Here is an 18,697-nt window from a genome sequence, read left to right as displayed (position 1 = left end):
CGAAAAAATGGCCTCAAATCCGGGGGCGTCATCCTATGCCGGTGGCCGGAGCATCACGCGGCTTCGATCATGAAATCGACATGGATTGCGTCGTATGGAAACTTGATGCGCCCGGCTGCGTCTTTTTCAAGAACGCCCGCGTTCAGGAGGGCTTGCACATCGGCATGGATGGTCTTGATGTCCTGGCCGATGAGCCGGCCGGCGGCGCGCGTGCTCATCGTCCCCTTACCGGCCATGGCCCGGATCAATGCCCATCGGCGCGGCGTCAATGTCTTCCAAAGTTCTTCGACGGTTTCAAAGGAAATGTGTTCGCCCTGCGGCACGCCACGGAACGCTGCGGTCGCACGCTGCATCACGGCATCAAGGCTTGCTACGCCAATCGTCACAGTGCTCATTGCTTTGCCCTCCACGCTGTCACATCCGCCCTGAAATCCCGCAAGAGCTGGTCCAGATCGGTGAATGCGTAGGGCACTTCGCGTTCGCCGACATGCTTATGGTCGCCCTTTCCCGCCTCGTTGTCGTACCGCAGCACACATTCGCCGTTGACGACGAGCGCGAGGCGATACTTGAACCGATGGAGGCTGCCCGGAAGCATTCGGGGCACCTGCCAGATCACCAGCTCCACAACCGCATCGCCGCCGGAGAGCACCTGCTTGTCTCGCAGCAACAAGGTCGCTTTCATGATGGCGGCTTTACCATCATGGGCCGGTGATGGCAACTCTGCCATCAAAATCGAGGCTGGTAGGCTAAATAGGGCAGACTCGTAGAGCTAGGCTAAATGAAGCTGGGGTATTCCCATTATGAGCCTGTCCATGTATGGGTGGCTCATCAGGTATGCCCAATTTAGCCAGGGAGACACACCATGACCGAACCGACGCCGCTCCGCCCCCTTCCCCCGTCCGAACCCCAGACCATCACCCGCGAGGAGCTGCGCGCCATGTATCCCCCTCCCCGGCCGATGACCGAAGAGGAAGACGCCGCGTTGCGGCGCTTGCTCGCCATCGCCAGGTGCGACACCGGGCAAAGCCGCCGGGTGGCTGATTTTTTGCTGGCCTGGTGGAACGCGGGCGATTGCGGCGGTTTCGACCTGACCAATCTGTGGGGTGTCGATACCGCCATCTCCGATGACATGGCGACGGTGTTCAAGCTCATTGCCCGCGTCCATGAATATCCTGAGCAATACAAAGAAGATTTTGTCAGGGTTGTCGAAACGTGGAGGCCGGAGCTTGTCAAATAAGCAGGCCCGCAGCACCACGCGGGCCGGGCCATCCGGGCAACATCCTCTCAAAGTGGCGCGGGTCTATCTCCGGGTGAGCACGGGTGAGCAGGATCTTCGACGGCAGGAGAAGATTGTCAGCGATGCCCGCGCCGCCGGGTATTACATCGCCGGCGTCTATCGGGAATTTGCATCCGGGGCACGGCCCGACCGCCCGGAGCTGCTACGCATGGTCGCGGACCTGCAACCAGGCGAAGTCATCATTGCGGAGAAGATCGACAGAATCAGCCGCCTTCGATTGGAAGAGGCCGAGCGCCTGGTTGCCGCGATCAGGGAGAAAGGCGCGCGCCTTGTCGTGCCGGGCGTGGTTGATCTGTCGGAGGTGGTTTCCGAATCGTCGGGCGTGCCGCGTGTGGTGCTTGAGGCGGTGCAAGAAATGATGCTGAAGGTGGCGTTGCAAATCGCCCGTGAAGATTACGAAGACCGGCGCGAGCGGCAACGGCAGGGGATTGACCTTGCCAAGCAGGCCGGAAAATACAGGGGCTGCAGAACGGATGGGACAACCCATGCGCGCATCATCGCCTTGCGTAGTGGCGGGAATTCCATAGCCACGACCGCTCGCCTCGCAGGATGCAGCACGGCCCAGGTAAAGCGCGTGTGGCGAGAACATCAGCAGAAGGTTGTTCCAGCTCTACACGGCAAGCAGACCGTGACAGGGGCAATAATTTAGCGCGGAGGGACCACGGTTTTATGTTGACCTGGCTAGATCATCTTTGCCGCAAGGGTGTCGATTACAAGGACGGGAAAGAGCATAGTAGCGATCCGCGCCGTGCTTTCGCAGATGTCATCGGCCGGATTTTTCACGGCGCTAAGACAGGGCGAGCGCCAGTTGAAAATATGCTCGACGAAATTTTTTACACAATATTGATGTCGATTGTTGCCCCCTATCTGCCGGACGGAAGTAGCCTTCTTCTTAACGGTCAGCCCCCGGACCGGACTTTGGGAATTGTTCTGACGCGAGAAACTGCAAATCTTCTCTCTGACGCACGACCGATTGAGATTCCAGATGCCGTATGGCGCGAGCGGCTGCGCCCTCTTCAAACCGTGTATGTGGACATTCCGCATGGTGCGCTGACATTTAATACCGACGGAGATCAAGGCGAGGTCATAGAGCTACGGGCGATCCTAGCCGCGCCGTACCTACCGCCGGACATGCCGGGGCACACTCAATTCGTGGTTCAGCTCACAGATAGGGGCACCGAGCGCGGGCGCGGGCGCGTGGCAGGCGTTTTGTGCCCGGACGGCACGATCAGCCTGCAAGCTGGGGATAAGAGCGGGTTGACGGTTGATTTCACCGTGCAGGAGCCTTTCGCCCATCCGCTCTTGCATAAAGCTGTCCTGGGCCGTGCCGGGGTGTTCCTTCGGCTGGTGCTGGCCTATTACTTTTTCGGCCCGTCCGAAGCGAAGCAGCCAATTCCTGAAACCTCGCCGGAGCGCCTTCGCGCTGGCAAACCGAGAAATGGCGAAAGTCTGTTTGCGATGACTCGGCTTCACCCATCGGGGAAAGTCGGCAGACCTGCCAACACGATTCCATCGACGTGGAATCTATCGGAACGCCAGGAGGTGGCCGGGCATTTCAAACTTCAAGCCTATGGCCCGCAGTGGTCCGAACGCCGCCTGATCTGGGTTTCCGGCTATGAACGCGGCCCGGACGATATACCGCTTCGGCCCAAAGCCGTGCGGCTCTAAATCATCTAAAACACGGGGGAGAATTTAGGTCTTGAGCCGGAAACAACGCCAACATGCTCAGCACACCCGCCAGGTGGCGGCGTTTGCGAAAGCCCAAGCCGACAGGACCGCCGCTCCCGCACATGCGCGATTCAATACAATGCCCTTGAAAAAGGGGCTTCTCGGCTGTCTCATCCTTTTAGCGTTTATTTGTGTCGGCCTGAACTGGCACCTCGATGCGCAAATCCAGGCTCTCCTTGTGAAAGGCGGATTTGTCCCGTTTCCAGGGCCGGCGGACGGTGACTCACCGCTATATTGGGTTGATAAACCCGGCCACTTGCTCCGGATCGTCACTGTTCCAAACTCGGAGATCGGCGCGGCCTGCATTCTTCTCGGCTTTGCTTCGTTCATGGCATTGCTCGGCTGGTGGCAACGGGAAACCTTTTTGCCCTATCTGGTCGTCATTTTGGGCAGTGGCTTTTGCATCCTTGTGTCGGGGGCTTTTTTTGCGCGCGTGCAATTCCCGCTGGATTTCTCAATCAATGAGGATGCCGGGGTTGCCGCCTCATATACACCCATCGCCAGCCTAGCGGACATTGCCGGCGTTACGATTGACGAGCGGACGGGGGCGCGGAGCAGCCCGAGTTATTGGTTGGTCGCGCACCTGAAATCGGGGGGCACGGCGGACCTCACGGTTTTCGACACGCGGGTATCTGCGGCGGCTGTGTTGGCGCGTGTGTTGCCGGCGATTGCCAGCGCACAACGCTGAGAACGGTTGCTGAAAGTCAGGCGGAGGACTGCCCGCCAAGCTGGAGACCCGGCGGCGCGGGCGGCCGGGGGCCTTCGCGGTCAGTCTGGTCGTTCTAGTCGTCGTGGATCGGATATTCTTCGTATGCTTCCTTGATGGTGTCCACGATCAAAGGCCACCCTGGATAGGCGGCGGCGATACGATCCTCCACAGTGGGGTCGCGTTCCATCTTCTCGATAAGCATCGTTCGCCATTCGGTGGGGGCGATGCACATAAGGGCCTGGCACTCGATAAGATCAGGATCGGGAGGCAGTTTCTCAAAGACGGCGGCGACGATGGCCGGCCATAATTGGTAAAGACCTGCCTGCTGATCCCAAGTTGGAGCGGATCGCAATTTAAGGGCCAGCCATCCGAGCAGATGTTCAAAGCGGGTGGGCCAATCCATCGGCTCAAGCTCTGCGATGATCTCATCAACCAGCTTTTGAAGTCTGTCAGAGAGATTTGGGTAAAATTTTTCAGACATCTCCTTTCCCCTATTCCGCCGATTCCTTATCGCGCGAAATAGAGGGGCGCGCACCTGCATGAATTTGCATCACGCATGGCTCGCCCGTGCATCACCCAAGGTCCGCGAGCGGTGCCAGCAGCTCCGGGTTGTTGTTGCGTGGCGTGTTCACGTCGCGGCTGACCGCCCACGCCTCGACAAGCTCATCCGGGGCGGGGCGGAGAAGCGCGCCGGGATCGCCGGCCGCCTCCCCCAGCCATACGGGCCAATCCGCAGGCCGAAGAATGACAGGCATCCGGTCATGCACGCGGGCGGCCGGTGTGTTGGGGGCCGTGGTGAGGACCGCGAAGGTGCGGAGCACCTTTCCCGTTCCCTCGGCCTTCCAGCTTTCCCACAGACCCGCGAAGGCCATGGTTTGGCGGTCAGGCCGGGCGAAGGCGTAGGGCCGCTTCCCGGCGGCTGTGGTCTGCCACTCGTACCACGCATCGACAGGCACCAGGCAACGCCGTGAGGCGAACGCCCCCCGGAACATCGACGAACTGGCGACACTCTCGGCGCGGGCGTTGATCGGCCGGCGGGCTGCCTTCAAATCCTTCGTCCAATGCGGCACCAGGCCCCAAATCAGCAGATCAAGGTGCCGATCGCCGGTTTCAGGGTGGCGCCGAACGGCCAAAGCCGGTTGTGACGGCGCGACGTTCCATGACGGCCGTGCGTCTTCCGGCACCGGGTTGACGGTGCGAAAGAGGGCGCGGATAGCCTCCGGGGGCTGAAAACTCGCAAAACGGCCGCACATAGCCCCTCCCCTATACATTCCCCTTGCCCCGCTGGCATGTTCTCATTATGTTCCGCGATCCTGCGGAGGGGCTATGGTTGGGTACAATGGTGGGAACACTACGGGTTTTGTCAGTCCCGCCGGCGATAGCCTGGAGGGGCCGATTGACCTTGCCGCTATCCTCGACCTGCGACAACCGAGCCGATACCCCGTGCGCGTCCTTGGGGACGCGCTGGCGGGCCGGGGCATCCTGTCCGGGGATATTCTGATCGCCGACGCGGCCCAGCCGCCTGCGGCGGGCCATGTGGCTGTCGTGATGCTCGCCGGCGACGTGTTGGTGGCGCAGCTCGCGTTCCGGCACGGCCATTGGTGGCTGCTTTCAGGCCGCCCGGACACCGCCCCCCTTCCGGTTGAGGGCGAGGATGCGGAAATCTGGGCCGTTGTCACGGGCCTGGTCCGCACGAAGGTCTAGCGATGCCGACGTTCGCGCTGATCGACGGCAACAGCTTCTATTGTTCCGCCGAGCAGGCTTTTGCGCCGGAGCTTCGCTCGAAGCCGCTTGTTGTGCTCAGCAATAATGACGGATGCGCCATCGCCCGCTCCCCGGAGGCCAAGGCGATGGGCGTCAAAATGGGCGAGCCATGGCATCTTTTCCGCAAGCTGCCGGATGGCCGGGCCGTGGCATGGCGGTCCAGCAATTATGCCCTCTATGGAGACATGAGCCGGCGCGTTTATGACGTGCTCACCGAGCGCGTGCCCGCGGTTGAACCGTACTCGATTGACGAGATGTTTCTTGACCTCACGGGCATCGCCGACCTCGACCGCTTTTGCCGCGCCCTTCGGCGCGAGGTGCGCCAGCTCGCCAAGATACCAACCTGCATCGGCATCGGGCCGACCAAGACCCTTGCCAAACTCGCCAACCGCATCGCCAAGAACACCCCTGCCTTGGGCGGGGTGTGTGATTTACGGTGCCCGGCCGACCGGGCGGGGCACTTTACGGTGCTGCCCGTGGCGGACGTATGGGGCATTGGCGGCCGTGCAGCCGCGAAGCTGGCGGCCGTAGGCATCGAGACCATCGCCGATTTCGTCTCGCACGACCCGCAGGCGGTGCGCGACATGCTGACCGTGACCGGGGGACGGGTTCATGCCGAGCTGCGCGGGGTTTCCTGCCTGCCGCTGTCCCTCATGGCCCCGACACGCCAGGGCATCGCCGTGACGCGCACCTTCGGGGGCCTCGTTGAGACCTGGCGGGATCTCCGCGAGGCCATCACCAACTACACGGCCCGCGCGGCCGAGAAGCTGCGCGGCGAGGGCCTTGAGGCAGGCCATCTCGCCGTGTTCGCCCACACCAACCCTCATAATGGCGATCCTTGGTATTCCGGACAGCGCGCCGCCGAGATTGAGCCGACCGCCGACACCGGGGCGCTGATCGGCGAGGCCGTCCGCTTGCTGCGCGCGGTCTGGCGGCCCGGATTCCGGTATTTCAAGGCGGGCGTCATGCTGCATGACCTCGCGCCGGCCGGGCAGCAACCGGGCCTGTTTGCAACCCGCGACAAGGCGAAATCCGCAGCGGCGATGGCGGCTCTGGACGCGATCAATGCCCGGTTCGGCCGGGAAACCCTGCGGATCGCCTCAACCGGCGCAGCGCGGCCCTGGCGTGCCCGGCAACAGCAGCTCTCCCCGCGCTATACCACGCGGGCCGATGAAATGCTGATCGGGCGAGCATTTTAGTTGATGCCAACACAAAGATTACAAAGTGGTGAGGACGCAGCACCAAGAAGCATACGGGCTTGAAAGTGGTCGTTACAACGGAGACGTTAGCAATCTCCATCATAAGGAGAGAAAACGGGGTAGCGCAAAGATGGTGCCAAAAACCGAGATCGAAGATGAGCCGAAGAAAATCCTGGTCGTTGAGGATGATATTCTTATTCGTATGCTCATCGCCGACGAGCTGCGGGACTTGGGCTTTCAAGTCGTTGAGGCGCGATCCGGTGACGATGCCGTGGGCTATCTTGAGTCAGGAAGTCATGTGGACCTGATATTTTCTGATGTCCAAATGCCGGGCACCGTCGATGGCGTGCAACTCGCCCGGCGGGTTCGCGTGGCACTTCCGAAGCTCCCGGTGATTCTGACCTCTGGCGATGGTCAGCCCCCCGACATAGGGGGCGCGCTGCATTTTGTCCCCAAGCCCTACGAGATTTTTCATGTGGTTGCGCTTGTTCTGCGGTCTCTGGGCCTTGTAGGGGGTGACGACGCGCCATGACACAACCCCTCCTCCTCTTGGTCGAAGCCGACCTTTTGGTCCGTACTCCGCTTGCGGAATATCTCCGCCAGTGTGGGTTTCATGTCCTCGAAGCCTTCGATGCCGACGAGGCGCGGCAAGCCCTGGCGAAGCCGCAGGTCGCAGTTGATGTGATTCTTGCCGACGCCGAAGGGATTGGGGAGAATGGCTTTGCCTTTGCTGGCTGGGTGCGTGCCAATCATCCCAGCATTGACGTGGTGCTGACTGGCACCGTCGCCCGGACAGCAGAGAAAGCCGGCGAAATCTGCGCGGATGGTCCGGCCTTGACGAAACCCTATGAGCATCGGCTTGTTTTACAGGAAATCCAAAGGCTGCTTGCGGCACGCGACCGGCGCCGGAAGGGCGATATTTAGCTGTGGCCTTCTAAGCGGTGGCCAGCTCGTAAGCTAGGCGGGTTTCCAGCGGCGCCGGGCTTCGGGCGCGATCAATTCCGGGGCTAGGGTTCCGCACCATTCGATGTGTAGGCTGTTTTTCCCGCTACGCTTGGCCGCATACATGAGCATGTCTGCTTGATGCAATAAATCGGCCTCAGAGTCCGTGTTGTCCGGCGGGATCACGAGCGCCCCCATGCTGCACGTTACCGGGATTGGCCCGTTGCTGAGGACTTCGGATAATCGCGCATGGAGGACGGTGGCGAGCGGTTTGGCTTCCTCCGAACTGTGGAGGACCATCAGCACCGCGAATTCGTCACCTCCGAGACGGCCAAAATCATCGTGCCGCCGGATGATTGAGACGGCCGCACGGGAGAAACCTCGCAGTACGGAATCACCCGCCGAATGACCATGATTGCTGTTCACGTCTTTGAAGTCGTCAAAATCCAGCATCGCCAGTAACAAGAACTCCCCCTTGTTGCGGGCCATGGCGAGTGTGGCGCGGGCCTGCTCACGGAAACATTCATGGTTCAGTGCGCCAGTCATGCGGTCCCGTCGCGCAAGGTAACGCTCTCGATTATAGGCTTGCCGAAAGCTAGTGATGAGGCGCGCGACATAAACAAAGCTGACGATGCTGATAATAAACTTGCCCAGCATTATGGGGATCGCGCGGTCGTCGAAACTGCCGGACGTTAAAATGGTCATCAGCACGGCGGCGCCGGCGGCGGTGATGTAGCCGGGGCGCGCACCAAGCCGCCAGCTCGCTATGCAGATCACGGGGACGTACAGGGGTGAGAACTCGATGCCGGGCACCAGCCTTTCGGCGGCCGTGATCGCCGCGGTTGCCGCCAGCACGGCAAGCCAGGTTTGCTCTCTCGTTAGGCGTTCAAGACAGCCGACCAGGCGGCCGACAGGAAGGTGGCTGTACAAAAAAGATCACCCGCGTCCAACTGTCCTTTGGCTGCATTTGTAACAAGTTGCGGACAGCCAGCGGCACACCTCCGATTGAGGGGGCGTGCCGGTTCCAGAACCGGGTGTTGGAAACCTGAATAGAGTCAGGCGCGGACGTCTTTGGCCGGGTGGCTTGGACATACACGTCCGCCACCCGGTCGCAGAACTCGACCGGCTCTCTATTCAGGAGGTTTCCACGCCTCCACCCGCCTCTCGGCGGGCAACCCTAGATAGCCCAAATGGGCTATCAGGATCAACAAGTGACAATCTTGTCACTTCTACCGCCGTGGTAATGACATCGCCGGCCGGTGAAGGGTTTCAAGTCCGGGGCTGGCGCCGACCAGCGATGCGAACCTGGCTGACGGACAAGGCCCACCCCCGCCGATCATAACCTCACAGGTTTATGCCCAGGTCTCCCCTCCGGGGAGACCCTTGCGAGGGGACACCCCTCCAGCGGCATCAAGCACGGCCGAAGGGGTATCCCCAGCCTTCCTCCACTCCGCTGCGCTCCGCTCCGTGCAGGCCGGGTGATCCCCCTCCCCTTCGGCCGCGCTTGACCCCGCTGCCCCGCGCTCGCCGCTGGGCGCTTCCAAGGAAGCTGTCGCTTCCTTGGAAAGATTTTCAGGGAAAGCAAAGGCCCTGATGGAGAGCGGAACAATGAAGAGCCATGAGATTTGCGAGCGGATTACCAAGGCGGTTGTGGCCGAGCTTGAGCGTGGTGTCATGCCATGGTCGCAGCCCTGGACGGTTGCGGGGCAAGCCTCGCGTCCGGTCATGCCGAGACGGCACAGCGGCCCGCGTTATCGGGGCATCAATGTGCTGATCCTTTGGGCGGAAGCGCAGGAAGCGGGCTATCGCTCCCCCTACTGGATGACCTTCAAACAAGCCCTTGAATACGGGGCATGTGTCCGAAAGGGCGAGCATAGCACGCAGATCGTCTATGCCAATCGTGTCAGCCGCACCGAAACTAATGCGGAAGGTGAAGACGTAGAGCGGAGTTTCGCTTTTCTCAAAGCCTATTCCGTTTTCAACGCCGAGCAGATCGGGGGCTTGCCAGAGCGGTTCTATGTGCCTGCGCCGAAGCCGGTTGAAGCCCCGGAGGCGCGCGATTGGTCCGCTTATGCGGATGCGTCCGCGTGGTTTGACGCGATCCCGGCAGATGTTCGCCATGGTGGCGCGCGAGCGTTTTACATGCCGAGCACCGACCGGATTGAACTACCAGAGCGTGACAATTTCCGTAGCCCGGAAGCCTACTTTTCCACACGCGCCCATGAAACCGTGCATTGGACGAGGCACGAGACGCGGCTTGCGCGCGATTTTGGCCGCGTGAGTTGGGGCGATGAAGGCTACGCGATGGAAGAATTGGTCGCGGAACTTGGCGCAGCTTTCAGCATGGCGGAAATCGGATTGCAGCCGGAAATCCGCGAGGATCACGCTCCCTATATTGCACACTGGTTAACGGTCTTGAAGCAAAACAGCCGAGCTTTGCTCACGGCAGCCGCCAAGGCCAGCGATGCGCTCGAATACCTCTGCGCGTTCCACCCCGAAACCCAGGCCGACACGGCAGAGGCAGAAGCCGCTTAGGCGGCCCCCATTCCCACTTTAACAAGGAGAGAGAACAATGACGACCGATACACTTGAAATGATACCTGTTTCCAAACTTGTGCAGGCCCCGGAGAACGTCCGCAGGACGAACACCGATGCCGGGCATGAAGGCATGAAGGCGTCCATCCTCTGCGATGGCATCCTTCAAAATCTCATTGTCTATGTCACGGACAAGGAGAAATTCGCGGTTGCGGGTGGCGAGCGCCGCAGGAAGGCCCTCGCCGCCTTGGTGAAGCAGAGGAAAATTCCCAAGAGCTATGAGGTTCCGGTTTTGGTGAAACCGCGCGAGGAAGCGGTTGCCCTCAGCCTCGCGGAAAATGTGCAGCGGGAGAACATGCACCCGGCGGACGAGTTTGCGGCGTTCGCGGCCATGATCGACCAGGGTAAGAGCATCGAGGACGTGGCCGCCCGCTTTGGCGTGATGCCCGCCGTGGTGACGCGGCGGATGAAGCTGGGGAAGGTTGCCCCGGTCATCCTCGCGGCGTTTCGTGAGGATGAAATCAGCCTTGAAGCCGTCATGGGCTTTACGGTGACGGACGATCATGCCGAGCAGGCGCAGGTTTTCGCGGACCTTACGGCGCGTGGGGTTCAGATGCAGCGGCAGACCGTCATTCGGATGCTGACTCACCAGAAAGTGGGCACGGACGATGCCCGTTTCATCTATGTGGGCGAGGATGCCTACGTTGCGGCGGGTGGCACGATCAGCCGCGACCTGTTCGACACGGAGGGGGGTGGCTACGCGGACGACAGCGCGTTGCTGGACCGCCTCACGGTGGAAATGCTGGCGGCGGAGGTTCCGGCCATCCTCGCGGAAGGCTGGAAATGGATTGCGCCGGTGGCCGAGCATGATGACGCGATGGCGCGCGGCTTCGCGCGTATTCACCTGCGTTATCAGCCTCTTAGCGGTGAAGATGAGGCCCGGCGCGCTGTGATTTCCACGCGCCTGGATGAAATCGCGGAGGAAACAGGGGGGGATGAGCCGGAGGATGGTCCGCTGGCCGAAGAACACGCGGCCCTGACTGCGGAGCTTGATGCCATCGAAAGCCGGGAACATGCGTTCGACCGGGACGAGCAGGCCCTTGCCGGGGGCTGGATTACGCTGGACGAGGACGGCAACCCGACCGCCGTTCTTGGCTATGTCAAGCGCGAGGACATCCCCGCCCTCGATGCCCTGCGGCAGCGTGGCGATGCCGCCATGGAGGACGAGGAAGGCGTTGAGACCCCGGAGGGGGCGGAAGGTGAGGACGAGGGGGACGGCGAGGCCGAAGGCGAAGGCGAGGCCCTGCCCCCCTCCCCTGCCCCGGTTTCCACTGCCGGGCTGTCCGATGCGGTGTTGACCGATCTTCACGCCGCCCGGACGATTGCGCTGCGCCTGGAACTGGCAAAACGCCCGGATATTGCCTTGCGGGCCGTGGCCCATGCCCTTGCCGCGCGGATTATGGCCCATGAAACCGGCGCGCTGACCGTGAGCGTTCACGAGGTTTATATTCCGGCCATCTCGAAAACGCATTGCCCGGATGACGATGCCCTGAAATCCCGTATCGGCCATTGGCGGTTGCGGCTTCCGGGTAAGTCTGGCGAGCTTTGGGGCGCGATCTTGGCCCTTTCCGACGAGGATTTGCTTGACCTCATCGCGGTGTGCGCGGCGGTGTCTATCGACGCCACCCACCAGAAGCACGGTGATTTCGCTTTCCGGCAGCGCATGACCCATGCCGGGCAGCTTGCCACCACCCTGCAACTGGACATGGCGAAGCACTGGCAGCCCACGGCGGACGGCTTCTTTTCCCGCATCAGCAAGACCAGCATCCTCGATGCGGTGGAAGACGCGGCGGGTGCCAAGGCGGCGGGCCGGTTGGACGGCTTGAAGAAAGGCGTCATGGCTGTTGAGGCCGTGACGGCGGTTGCCGGGACAGGCTGGGTGCCGGGCGTGCTGCGGACTCAGGGGCTGCCGACCCCGGAGCCGGAAGCGGAAGCCGAAGCCGCTTAACCCGGCCCCTGCCCTCGCCACTCAAGAGCCACCCGCAAGGGTGGCTCTTTCTGCTATCTGATAGCGGAAAGATAGCAGATATTAGGCAGATTTCAGATAGTGGGTTGTTATCGGTTATCGGGTTGGTAGTGGTTATTGGAAAGATATTTGATATTGCAAAGTTATCTGATATTAGGTAGATATTGGTTATCGTCCTGATAGTAGATATTGGAAGGAGCGGCGCCAGTGCCAACCATCGTGTTCGCGTCAAGCAAGGGCGGCGTCGGCAAGACGACCTCGGCCCTTGCCTTGGCTTTCGTGTTCACCCAGGCGGGTGCAGCCACCACGCTGATCGACGCCGACCCCAACGCCCCGCTGGCGCGTTGGGCTGCCCGGTTTCCCGATAGCATCCCGGCAGGGCTGACCGTGACGGGGGCCGTGGGCAATGCCGCTGCGCGCGCCATTGACGACGCGGCGCTACGCGATCCGTTTGTCATCGTGGACCTTGAGGGCACGAAAAACGTGGAAGTATCCGTTGGCCTGGGCAGGGCGGACCTCGCCTTGATCCCGATGCAAGGTTCCCAGCTTGATGCCGACGAGGCGGCGAGTGTGGTGAAGCTGATCCAAACCCAGGAAGAGGTATTCCGGCGGACCATCCCGTTCCGGGTGTTTTTCACCCGGACCTCGCCGGTCATCGAGAGCAAGGGGATGCGCGACATTCACGCGCAGTTGCGCGAATTGGGCATCCCGTTGCTGCGGACATCCATCATGGAGCGCGAGGCGTTCAAGGTGCCGTTCCGCGTCGGGGCGAGCTTTTACGACCAGACTCGGAGTGACGTTCGCAATCCCCGCGCGGCCATCGAGAACGCCGAAGCGTTCGCGGCAGAAGTGCGGGACATTCTGATGAGCGAGGGTGAGGCAGGGCAGGGGAGGGTAGAGGCCAATGGCTGAGGAACGGAAAACGGCGCGGCTGGACCTTGCAGGTTTCAAGCCCAAGGCCGCGCCACCAGTGGCCCCGGAACAGGACCGCGCGGCAGTGGCGGCGGGCAAGCAACACGGCTTTTCCAGCCGGGCAGAGGCCGAGAAGATCGACGGGCGCACGCTCCGCCGCAAGGGCAAGGCGCAGATGAACATGCGGGTTAGCTTGGGCGTTCAGAACGATTTCAAGCAGGTAGTGGCGGAGTTTCCTGACGCGGATGCGTGCCTTGCCCATTTGATCGACCTCTACCGCCGGTCCCGCGCGAGTTAGCCACTATCTAATATCAGAATGATAGCAGATAGCACCTTGTCGGAATACGCCATCCTGGCCGCGTCCTTCACCGCTTATCTCGGATGCGGGGCTGGCGCGCTCTGGCTTGGCAGGCAGCGCCGGGCCGGGGATGACCGGGCAACCCGGCATGGCAACAGCGGCGAGCAGCGCGTTGCGCGGACCTTGGAACGGGCTGGCTATACGATGCTGACCGATTTGACGGTGCAGCAGGGCAGGGGGACGCACCAGATCGACCATGTGGTGTGCGGCCAGGACCGGCTTTTTGTGCTGGAAACCAAGACGTGGCGGGGCCGGATCGAGGGCCGGGCAGGGGACCGGGAATGGACCCTCCGTAGGCCGCGCAGCCGCGAGGCCATCCGGGCCTATAACCCCCTCCACCAGAACCAGACCCATGCCCAGGTCATCGGCGGGATATGCCATGTCCCTGTCACCCCGCTTGTGGTCTCGGCGGGCTTCCTACAGGTGCCCCCGGAACTGGCCGACCGGGTGATGCCGCTTGCCAGCCTCCCGGCCTTCCTGGGGCCGCCAGGGCCGCCCACGGGGCGCATTGCGCGGGCTTTCGAGGAATTGGCCCGGCGCAAGGCCGCCTGGGGTCAGGCGGCCCTTAGCGCCCAGCATCGGCGCTGGATGGCCCATGGGCGGCGTTTCGACCCGGTGCGCGCGTTATGGGTGGGCAGTGTGGTCAGCCTCGCTTGCGCCCTGTTGACGGCCCAGAGGCTTCTATCCGGCTGATTTTCCAGGCCAGTCGCGGGGCGAGCGATGCCCGGAAAACTTGCAATATTCGAGAAAATCGGCTATATATCAGGAACTTACTGAAAGGAAAGGCATCGTGGATCAGGTCGTATCCAGCAAGCCGCTGATCTCTGAGGCGGAACGTGACCGGCGCCGGGCGGCCATCAATTATGGCCGTGGGAGCGTGCGGCTTGAAGGCTTCGTGGTGTCGCCGGAGGCTGAGGCGCTGAATCAGCGTTACATCGACGGCGAGCTGACGCGCGAGGAACTGACCCAAGCCATTCTGAGGCTCCATCGCGCGTGAGCCTGGATGAAGATGACGCATCTTCATGGGACGTGGGACCAGCCCAAGAACGCAAAGAGGCTGATCTTGTCTCGAACCGGCTCAGCGAACTCTATGAAAAACCGCTAACCGGAAAATTTGACGCGGCGCATCTGCAAGCCATCCATGGCTACATTTTTCAGGATGTGCCGCGTCATCAGCCCGGCGTCGTTCGGGGCGATTCGGACCTATGGGCCAAAAACCGGGCGCTGGAGGACAGGGCAGGGGTCTATGAGGTGCGCTATCTCGCGGAGGGGGTAACGGCGAAACTCAAGGCGATTTTGGACGATTTTGGCGGGCCTGGCGCTTTGCGCGGGCTTTCGGCCGATGATGCCGCCACCAAACTCGCCCGGCTGTATGGCGACCTAGACCATACCCATGGGTTTTATGAGGGGAACAGCCGGACTTTGCGGGAGTTTACCCGAACGCTCGCGGCGGAGGCCGGCTTCTCGCTTGATTGGACGGGCACCAATGTCACGGCGGAGCATCGGAACGCGCTCTATGCCGCGCGTGATGTCGAAGTCCTCAGCCGCCATTATCCCGGCGTAACACCGGAAAATGCCGGGACGCGCGACGCCTACGAGGCCGCGCTACAGGTCGAGAGCTTCCGCAAGGGGCTGGGAGACCAACCGCTGCGGGACTTGATCCGTGCGGCCTTGACGGAAAGCAGGACGCTCACCCCGGCCCAGGAACAACGGCCGAAGGCCGATACGGCCGAGAGCTATTGGGCGGGCGTGGCGCGGAAAGGGCAGGGCGGCGATGCCGGTTCCCCCGATGCCACGATTGAGCAGGATGCCGCGAAACAGGCCACGCGCGGGCCGCGCCTGAAATGATGTCGCTTGCCGCGCCGGAAGCGGCGGGCTGTGCCCGCCGCCCCTGGCCGTTCTGACCGGCCACGCAGGCGGGTCAGGGGCACTCCCCTTGCCGAAACCAGCCAGGAAGGCGCCACAGGGCCGGGGAGGGCCGATCAAGCCGAGTACCGGAAAACGCCCAGCCAGGGCGTAGCGGCCTCTCCCAGAGCCGCATAGCCCCGTTTCGCGCGCTTGGACCCCCGATAGCCGGGGCAGGGCAGGCGTGTGGTTGGGCAGGAAGGCCAGCGCCAGACGCAAAGGGCTGGGCATCCCCGCCGTCGATGCCGAACCCCGGCCAAGGTCAGCCGTCGCCAGGACGGGCACTCCGTTCATTGCCGGGGCCACCATCTGGCCTCTCTCACGGGCACGATTGCCGAGAGCCGGGACCGGGGCAACCTCGCCGGCGATTATTTTCCCCTGGCCGCAAGGCGGCCATTCCTCGCGGGACAAAATAACCGCCGCCTTCGGCCCTCCGCTTCGCTGCGGCCGCAAGCGGTGCCCCGGACCCGTCCCCCGGCGGGCATCGTGCCATCGAGGCCGATTGGCGGCCCGAACAGCACGGAGATTGAAACCATGGCGACCATCGGCACCTTCACCGAGAAAGACGGCAAACTCATTGGGAAGATCCAGACCCTCAGCCTCAATTCATCGCTGGCCTTCCTGCCCAACCAGAACCAGACCAGCCCCGATGCCCCGGCCTACCGGGTGTTCGCAGGCCGGACGGAGGTAGGCGCGGCCTGGGAAAAGACCTCTGAAAACACCGGCCGGACCTACTATTCGGTGCGGCTCGATGATCCGACCTTCGCGGCCCCGTTCTTCGCCAACCTGATCGAACAGGATGAAGGCGGGTTCGCGCTCATCTGGTCCCGCCCACAACGCCGGGACTGAGGCGGCCGGGGGCGGCGGGCATAGCCCGCCGCTACCGCGCTGCGCGCGGCAGGGCCAACCGTCCAGCTCGCCCCCCAGCTTCACAAAAGGCGGCAGGCCGACATCTGCCGTTGTTCCCGACCGTAGGGCCGCAGGGCACGGCTAAGGGTGCGGCGCAGGCTCGGACACCGCCATAGCGGCGGCTCCCCGTCATGGCAGCTCCTTTGGGCAACAGGAAATCCATGGTGCGAAGGGTGCCAGCCCGTCGCGGCCCCGCAACCTGGCTGCGCCAGGTTCTCCACTGCGTTTCGACCCTCCGGGTGCAGGGCCGCTCTTCCGGGCCGGCACTTATCCTCCGCGGATTTCCCGCCACCCAAAGGAGGACACGTCATGACTATCTCAAACGCCGCCGTAAAGCTGCTCGCCCACCTGCGCCGCACCCTTAGCCGCACCCTGCGGCGGATCGCCGTTGCCAGCGTCACCCTCACGATCAGCCTGCCGCCTTTTGTGAAGCTCGAAATCAAGACGGAGCCGGTTCGGCCCAAGCACCGCCATTAGGCGGTGCAAGGCCGCCTTCGGGCGGCCTTTCCCGGCCCTGACGGCCCTCTTTTCAGGAAACCGCGTGTTTCCGGTGAGGGAAAATTCTGAATTTCCCGCGTCTTTTATCACCGTGGCGTATGGGCGTGCCCTTCACTTCGCTCAGGGCGCTACGTCGGGCTGCGCCCCAAGCCCCTCCGGGTCTTGGCCCTCCGGGCTTCCATCGCTCACGCCTCCGGGCCTGACGGCCCTGCGCGCTCCGCTTGCCCCCCACCCCCCCTTTAGGGGGGATAGCCGGGGAGGGAAGGGCGCCGCCCATCCCCTCCCTCGAAAACGCCGCCTACAGCACGGCAGGCCGCGTGTCGCGCAGGGCAAGCCCCGCCCGCTCCGCAGCCCGGCCGCGCCCGCCCGCATTTTCCCCCTCCTCTCCCGCTGCTCGCCGCAGGGGCGTCCGCCGAAAGGCGTTGAGCGCCTTTCAGCAAGAGGAGAGAAAAATGCGAGACAGTACCATTGAAGTTTTGAAGGTGGCGGCCCGGCTTGCACACCACGCGGATGCGGCCTGGGCCATCGCCGCGAACGCAACACCAGGGATCGACCGGCTCTATTGGTCCAAGGTGGGCCAGGATTATGCCGATATGGCGGGCACGCTCCGGGCGGCCGTCCTGATCGACAATCCCGATATGGTGGAGATCGCGGCATGAGCGAGGACCGCGAACCTACGGCCGCGATGCGGCTTTTCACCCCGGAACAGCGCGCGGCGCTGATCGAAAATGGCAGGCGTAGCCGCGAGGGCCACGAAATCGACCCGTTCCCTGTGGTCAAGCTGTTCCTGCCCGGCAGCGACATGACGTGGTTGCTGACCGAGCTGGACCCGGAGGATGACGACCTGGCCTTTGGCTTGGGCGACCTTGGCATGGGATGCCCCGAACTCGGCTATGTCAGCCTTGGCGAGATCACCAGCGTCAAAACCGCGCTGGGCCTGACCGTGGAGCGGGACCAGTTTTTCCAGGCGGATAAGGCCCTCTCCGCCTATGCCACGGCGGCACAACGGGCCGGATACATCGTCGCGTGATCCAGACACCGGCGGCCCTCCCATCGTGGGAGGGCCGCTATTTCGGGGTAGGGGTCGAATCTCTGCGAAAGCGGCGGGCCGTTATCAAGAGCACGCGCCTGTCCTCAATCGCGCAGGTCCGGTACAGCCGGATAAGCAGTTGCTCATCTTCTGAGATTGACCCCTCATCGCCGCCGATGAGGTATCCCACGGATGTTTTCAAGACCTTCGCCAACCGCTCCATGTGGTCGCGGACCTGGCCGGTGCGGTTTGATTCCCATTGCGCGATGGCCGATCTTGAAACGCCGAGTAGGGCCGCCAGCACATCTTGGGTCATATTTGCCGCGATGCGCCGGGTTCTAATCCGGTCGCCAACGGTATCTTCCGAGAGCCGTAGTTTTGCGCTCAAGCCTCTGATCTCTGTTTGTTTGTGTCTTGCGGCCCGAGACGGGCGAACATGTTATCCCAGCCCTTATCCTGGCAAAGATGCGCGACGGCAGCGGCTTCAAAAGGTTCGTCGATACGGGTGAATTCCGAAGCACCGGACGGATTGCGGCTTGGGTGCAGCGGCGCCCAGGCGGCTTCGATGATTTCAAAATCACCGATCTTTGCAGCGCAGTGGCGGCAATGATTCAACCAATACGGGCGTTGATGCCATTTGCTGCTATCGCAGAAATAGCGTGGTGCGAGCTGTGGCAAGCGGTTCAAGACTGAATCGGTTAAGCGTTCGATGTAGGCTAGGATTGCGGGCCTTGTTCCGTCCTGCCAGGGATCGACGGTATTGCGCCGGGTAAAGGGCGGATCGACACCGAGCACATAAACATCGGTTTCATGGCCGCAATGCCAGCAGCGGCAGGCACCGGCCACGACAAAAAAGGAAGACGCGCGGACATTGACCGGCGGCAA

The 18,697-nt window shown here is 62.5% G+C and carries 26 protein-coding genes; 19 read left to right on the top strand and 7 right to left on the bottom strand.

The annotated features are described in order from the left end of the window. Positions 1-53 precede the first annotated feature (53 nt). Positions 54-395 (bottom strand): transcriptional regulator, encoded by a 342-nt coding sequence (locus PHE40_RS02230; protein ID WP_299957386.1) that lies wholly within the window; start codon positions 393-395, stop codon positions 54-56. Next, a complete protein-coding gene (locus PHE40_RS02225) occupies positions 392-727 on the bottom strand; it encodes a DUF6516 family protein (protein WP_299957383.1) in 336 nt (111 codons plus the stop codon). The genes PHE40_RS02230 and PHE40_RS02225 overlap by 4 nt, the downstream gene beginning before the upstream one ends. A 135-nt stretch (positions 728-862) precedes the next feature. Here PHE40_RS02225 and PHE40_RS02220 point away from each other — a divergent pair, with 135 nt between their 5' ends. The 4 genes from PHE40_RS02220 to PHE40_RS02205 all read left to right on the top strand — a co-directional run bounded on the left by PHE40_RS02220 (position 863) and on the right by PHE40_RS02205 (position 3,713). After that, positions 863-1,237: a hypothetical protein gene (locus PHE40_RS02220; protein WP_299957381.1), complete on the top strand. Its 375-nt coding sequence runs from the start codon at positions 863-865 to the stop codon at positions 1,235-1,237. Between the two features lie 52 nt (positions 1,238-1,289). Next, positions 1,290-1,946, top strand: a complete 657-nt coding sequence (locus PHE40_RS02215) for a recombinase family protein (RefSeq protein WP_366523568.1) — start codon at positions 1,290-1,292, stop codon at positions 1,944-1,946. Between the two features lie 20 nt (positions 1,947-1,966). Then, positions 1,967-2,965 carry a hypothetical protein gene (locus PHE40_RS02210; RefSeq protein ID WP_299957378.1) on the top strand — a complete coding sequence of 333 codons (999 nt, stop codon included), beginning with the start codon at positions 1,967-1,969 and terminating at the stop codon, positions 2,963-2,965. Positions 2,966-3,104: 139 nt separating this feature from the next. Beyond that, positions 3,105-3,713 (top strand): hypothetical protein, encoded by a 609-nt coding sequence (locus PHE40_RS02205; RefSeq protein WP_299957375.1) that lies wholly within the window; start codon positions 3,105-3,107, stop codon positions 3,711-3,713. Between the two features lie 94 nt (positions 3,714-3,807). Here PHE40_RS02205 and PHE40_RS02200 read toward each other — a convergent pair whose 3' ends face one another. After that, entirely contained in the window at positions 3,808-4,215 is a 408-nt protein-coding gene (locus tag PHE40_RS02200) for a hypothetical protein (RefSeq protein WP_299957372.1), read from the bottom strand. A gap of 91 nt (positions 4,216-4,306) precedes the next feature. Further along, positions 4,307-4,987, bottom strand: a complete 681-nt coding sequence (locus tag PHE40_RS02195; protein WP_299957369.1) for an SOS response-associated peptidase — start codon at positions 4,985-4,987, stop codon at positions 4,307-4,309. Between the two features lie 73 nt (positions 4,988-5,060). On the opposite strand from PHE40_RS02195, the gene PHE40_RS02190 reads away from it, so the two are divergent. From PHE40_RS02190 to PHE40_RS02175, 4 genes are all read left to right on the top strand, one after another. After that, complete coding sequence (locus tag PHE40_RS02190) at positions 5,061-5,438, top strand: LexA family transcriptional regulator (protein ID WP_299957366.1); 378 nt, start codon at positions 5,061-5,063, stop codon at positions 5,436-5,438. A gap of 2 nt (positions 5,439-5,440) precedes the next feature. Beyond that, positions 5,441-6,697: a Y-family DNA polymerase gene (locus tag PHE40_RS02185; RefSeq protein WP_299957363.1), complete on the top strand. Its 1,257-nt coding sequence runs from the start codon at positions 5,441-5,443 to the stop codon at positions 6,695-6,697. 130 nt (positions 6,698-6,827) lie between these two features. Beyond that, a complete protein-coding gene (locus PHE40_RS02180; RefSeq protein ID WP_299957360.1) occupies positions 6,828-7,229 on the top strand; it encodes a response regulator in 402 nt (133 codons plus the stop codon). Continuing rightward, positions 7,226-7,621 carry a hypothetical protein gene (locus PHE40_RS02175; protein WP_299957357.1) on the top strand — a complete coding sequence of 132 codons (396 nt, stop codon included), beginning with the start codon at positions 7,226-7,228 and terminating at the stop codon, positions 7,619-7,621. Before PHE40_RS02180 ends, PHE40_RS02175 begins: the two co-directional genes overlap by 4 nt. A 33-nt stretch (positions 7,622-7,654) precedes the next feature. On the opposite strand, the gene PHE40_RS02170 is transcribed toward PHE40_RS02175, so the two are convergent. Continuing rightward, the gene (locus PHE40_RS02170) at positions 7,655-8,569 is read right to left on the bottom strand and encodes a GGDEF domain-containing protein (protein ID WP_299957354.1); all 915 of its coding nucleotides are present in this window, start codon (positions 8,567-8,569) and stop codon (positions 7,655-7,657) included. 678 nt (positions 8,570-9,247) lie between these two features. Between PHE40_RS02170 and PHE40_RS02165 the strand changes: the two genes are divergently transcribed. The 11 genes from PHE40_RS02165 to PHE40_RS02115 all read left to right on the top strand — a co-directional run bounded on the left by PHE40_RS02165 (position 9,248) and on the right by PHE40_RS02115 (position 17,812). After that, positions 9,248-10,174, top strand: coding sequence for an ArdC family protein (locus PHE40_RS02165; RefSeq protein ID WP_299957351.1), 927 nt, complete (start codon positions 9,248-9,250; stop codon positions 10,172-10,174). 37 nt (positions 10,175-10,211) lie between these two features. Further along, positions 10,212-12,182: a ParB/RepB/Spo0J family partition protein gene (locus PHE40_RS02160; RefSeq protein ID WP_299957348.1), complete on the top strand. Its 1,971-nt coding sequence runs from the start codon at positions 10,212-10,214 to the stop codon at positions 12,180-12,182. A 225-nt stretch (positions 12,183-12,407) separates the two neighbouring features. Next, positions 12,408-13,112 (top strand): ParA family protein, encoded by a 705-nt coding sequence (locus tag PHE40_RS02155; RefSeq protein ID WP_299957345.1) that lies wholly within the window; start codon positions 12,408-12,410, stop codon positions 13,110-13,112. After that, a complete protein-coding gene (locus PHE40_RS02150; protein WP_299957342.1) occupies positions 13,105-13,410 on the top strand; it encodes a hypothetical protein in 306 nt (101 codons plus the stop codon). Before PHE40_RS02155 ends, PHE40_RS02150 begins: the two co-directional genes overlap by 8 nt. An 18-nt stretch (positions 13,411-13,428) precedes the next feature. Next, entirely contained in the window at positions 13,429-14,163 is a 735-nt protein-coding gene (locus PHE40_RS02145; protein ID WP_299957339.1) for a nuclease-related domain-containing protein, read from the top strand. Between the two features lie 97 nt (positions 14,164-14,260). Then, complete coding sequence (locus PHE40_RS02140) at positions 14,261-14,467, top strand: antitoxin VbhA family protein (RefSeq protein WP_299957336.1); 207 nt, start codon at positions 14,261-14,263, stop codon at positions 14,465-14,467. Then, positions 14,464-15,318, top strand: coding sequence for a Fic family protein (locus PHE40_RS02135; RefSeq protein ID WP_299957333.1), 855 nt, complete (start codon positions 14,464-14,466; stop codon positions 15,316-15,318). Before PHE40_RS02140 ends, PHE40_RS02135 begins: the two co-directional genes overlap by 4 nt. A gap of 591 nt (positions 15,319-15,909) precedes the next feature. After that, entirely contained in the window at positions 15,910-16,224 is a 315-nt protein-coding gene (locus PHE40_RS02130; RefSeq protein WP_299957330.1) for a DUF736 domain-containing protein, read from the top strand. Between the two features lie 369 nt (positions 16,225-16,593). Then, positions 16,594-16,761, top strand: a complete 168-nt coding sequence (locus PHE40_RS02125; RefSeq protein ID WP_299957327.1) for a hypothetical protein — start codon at positions 16,594-16,596, stop codon at positions 16,759-16,761. A gap of 473 nt (positions 16,762-17,234) precedes the next feature. Then, positions 17,235-17,441 (top strand): hypothetical protein, encoded by a 207-nt coding sequence (locus PHE40_RS02120; RefSeq protein ID WP_299957324.1) that lies wholly within the window; start codon positions 17,235-17,237, stop codon positions 17,439-17,441. Further along, on the top strand, positions 17,438-17,812 hold the full coding sequence (locus tag PHE40_RS02115) for a DUF2958 domain-containing protein (protein WP_299957321.1): 375 nt from the start codon (positions 17,438-17,440) through the stop codon (positions 17,810-17,812). The genes PHE40_RS02120 and PHE40_RS02115 overlap by 4 nt, the downstream gene beginning before the upstream one ends. 37 nt (positions 17,813-17,849) lie before the next feature. On the opposite strand, the gene PHE40_RS02110 is transcribed toward PHE40_RS02115, so the two are convergent. Then, complete coding sequence (locus PHE40_RS02110) at positions 17,850-18,200, bottom strand: helix-turn-helix domain-containing protein (RefSeq protein ID WP_299957318.1); 351 nt, start codon at positions 18,198-18,200, stop codon at positions 17,850-17,852. Next, complete coding sequence (locus PHE40_RS02105) at positions 18,197-18,697, bottom strand: hypothetical protein (protein ID WP_299957315.1); 501 nt, start codon at positions 18,695-18,697, stop codon at positions 18,197-18,199. The genes PHE40_RS02110 and PHE40_RS02105 overlap by 4 nt, the downstream gene beginning before the upstream one ends.

Origin of the sequence: Acidocella sp., assembly GCF_028687955.1 — a bacterium.
GTDB lineage: Bacteria > Pseudomonadota > Alphaproteobacteria > Acetobacterales > Acetobacteraceae > Acidocella.
The sequence above is the reverse complement of the archived record's forward strand: the minus strand, read 5'-3'. Positions and strand labels throughout refer to the sequence as shown.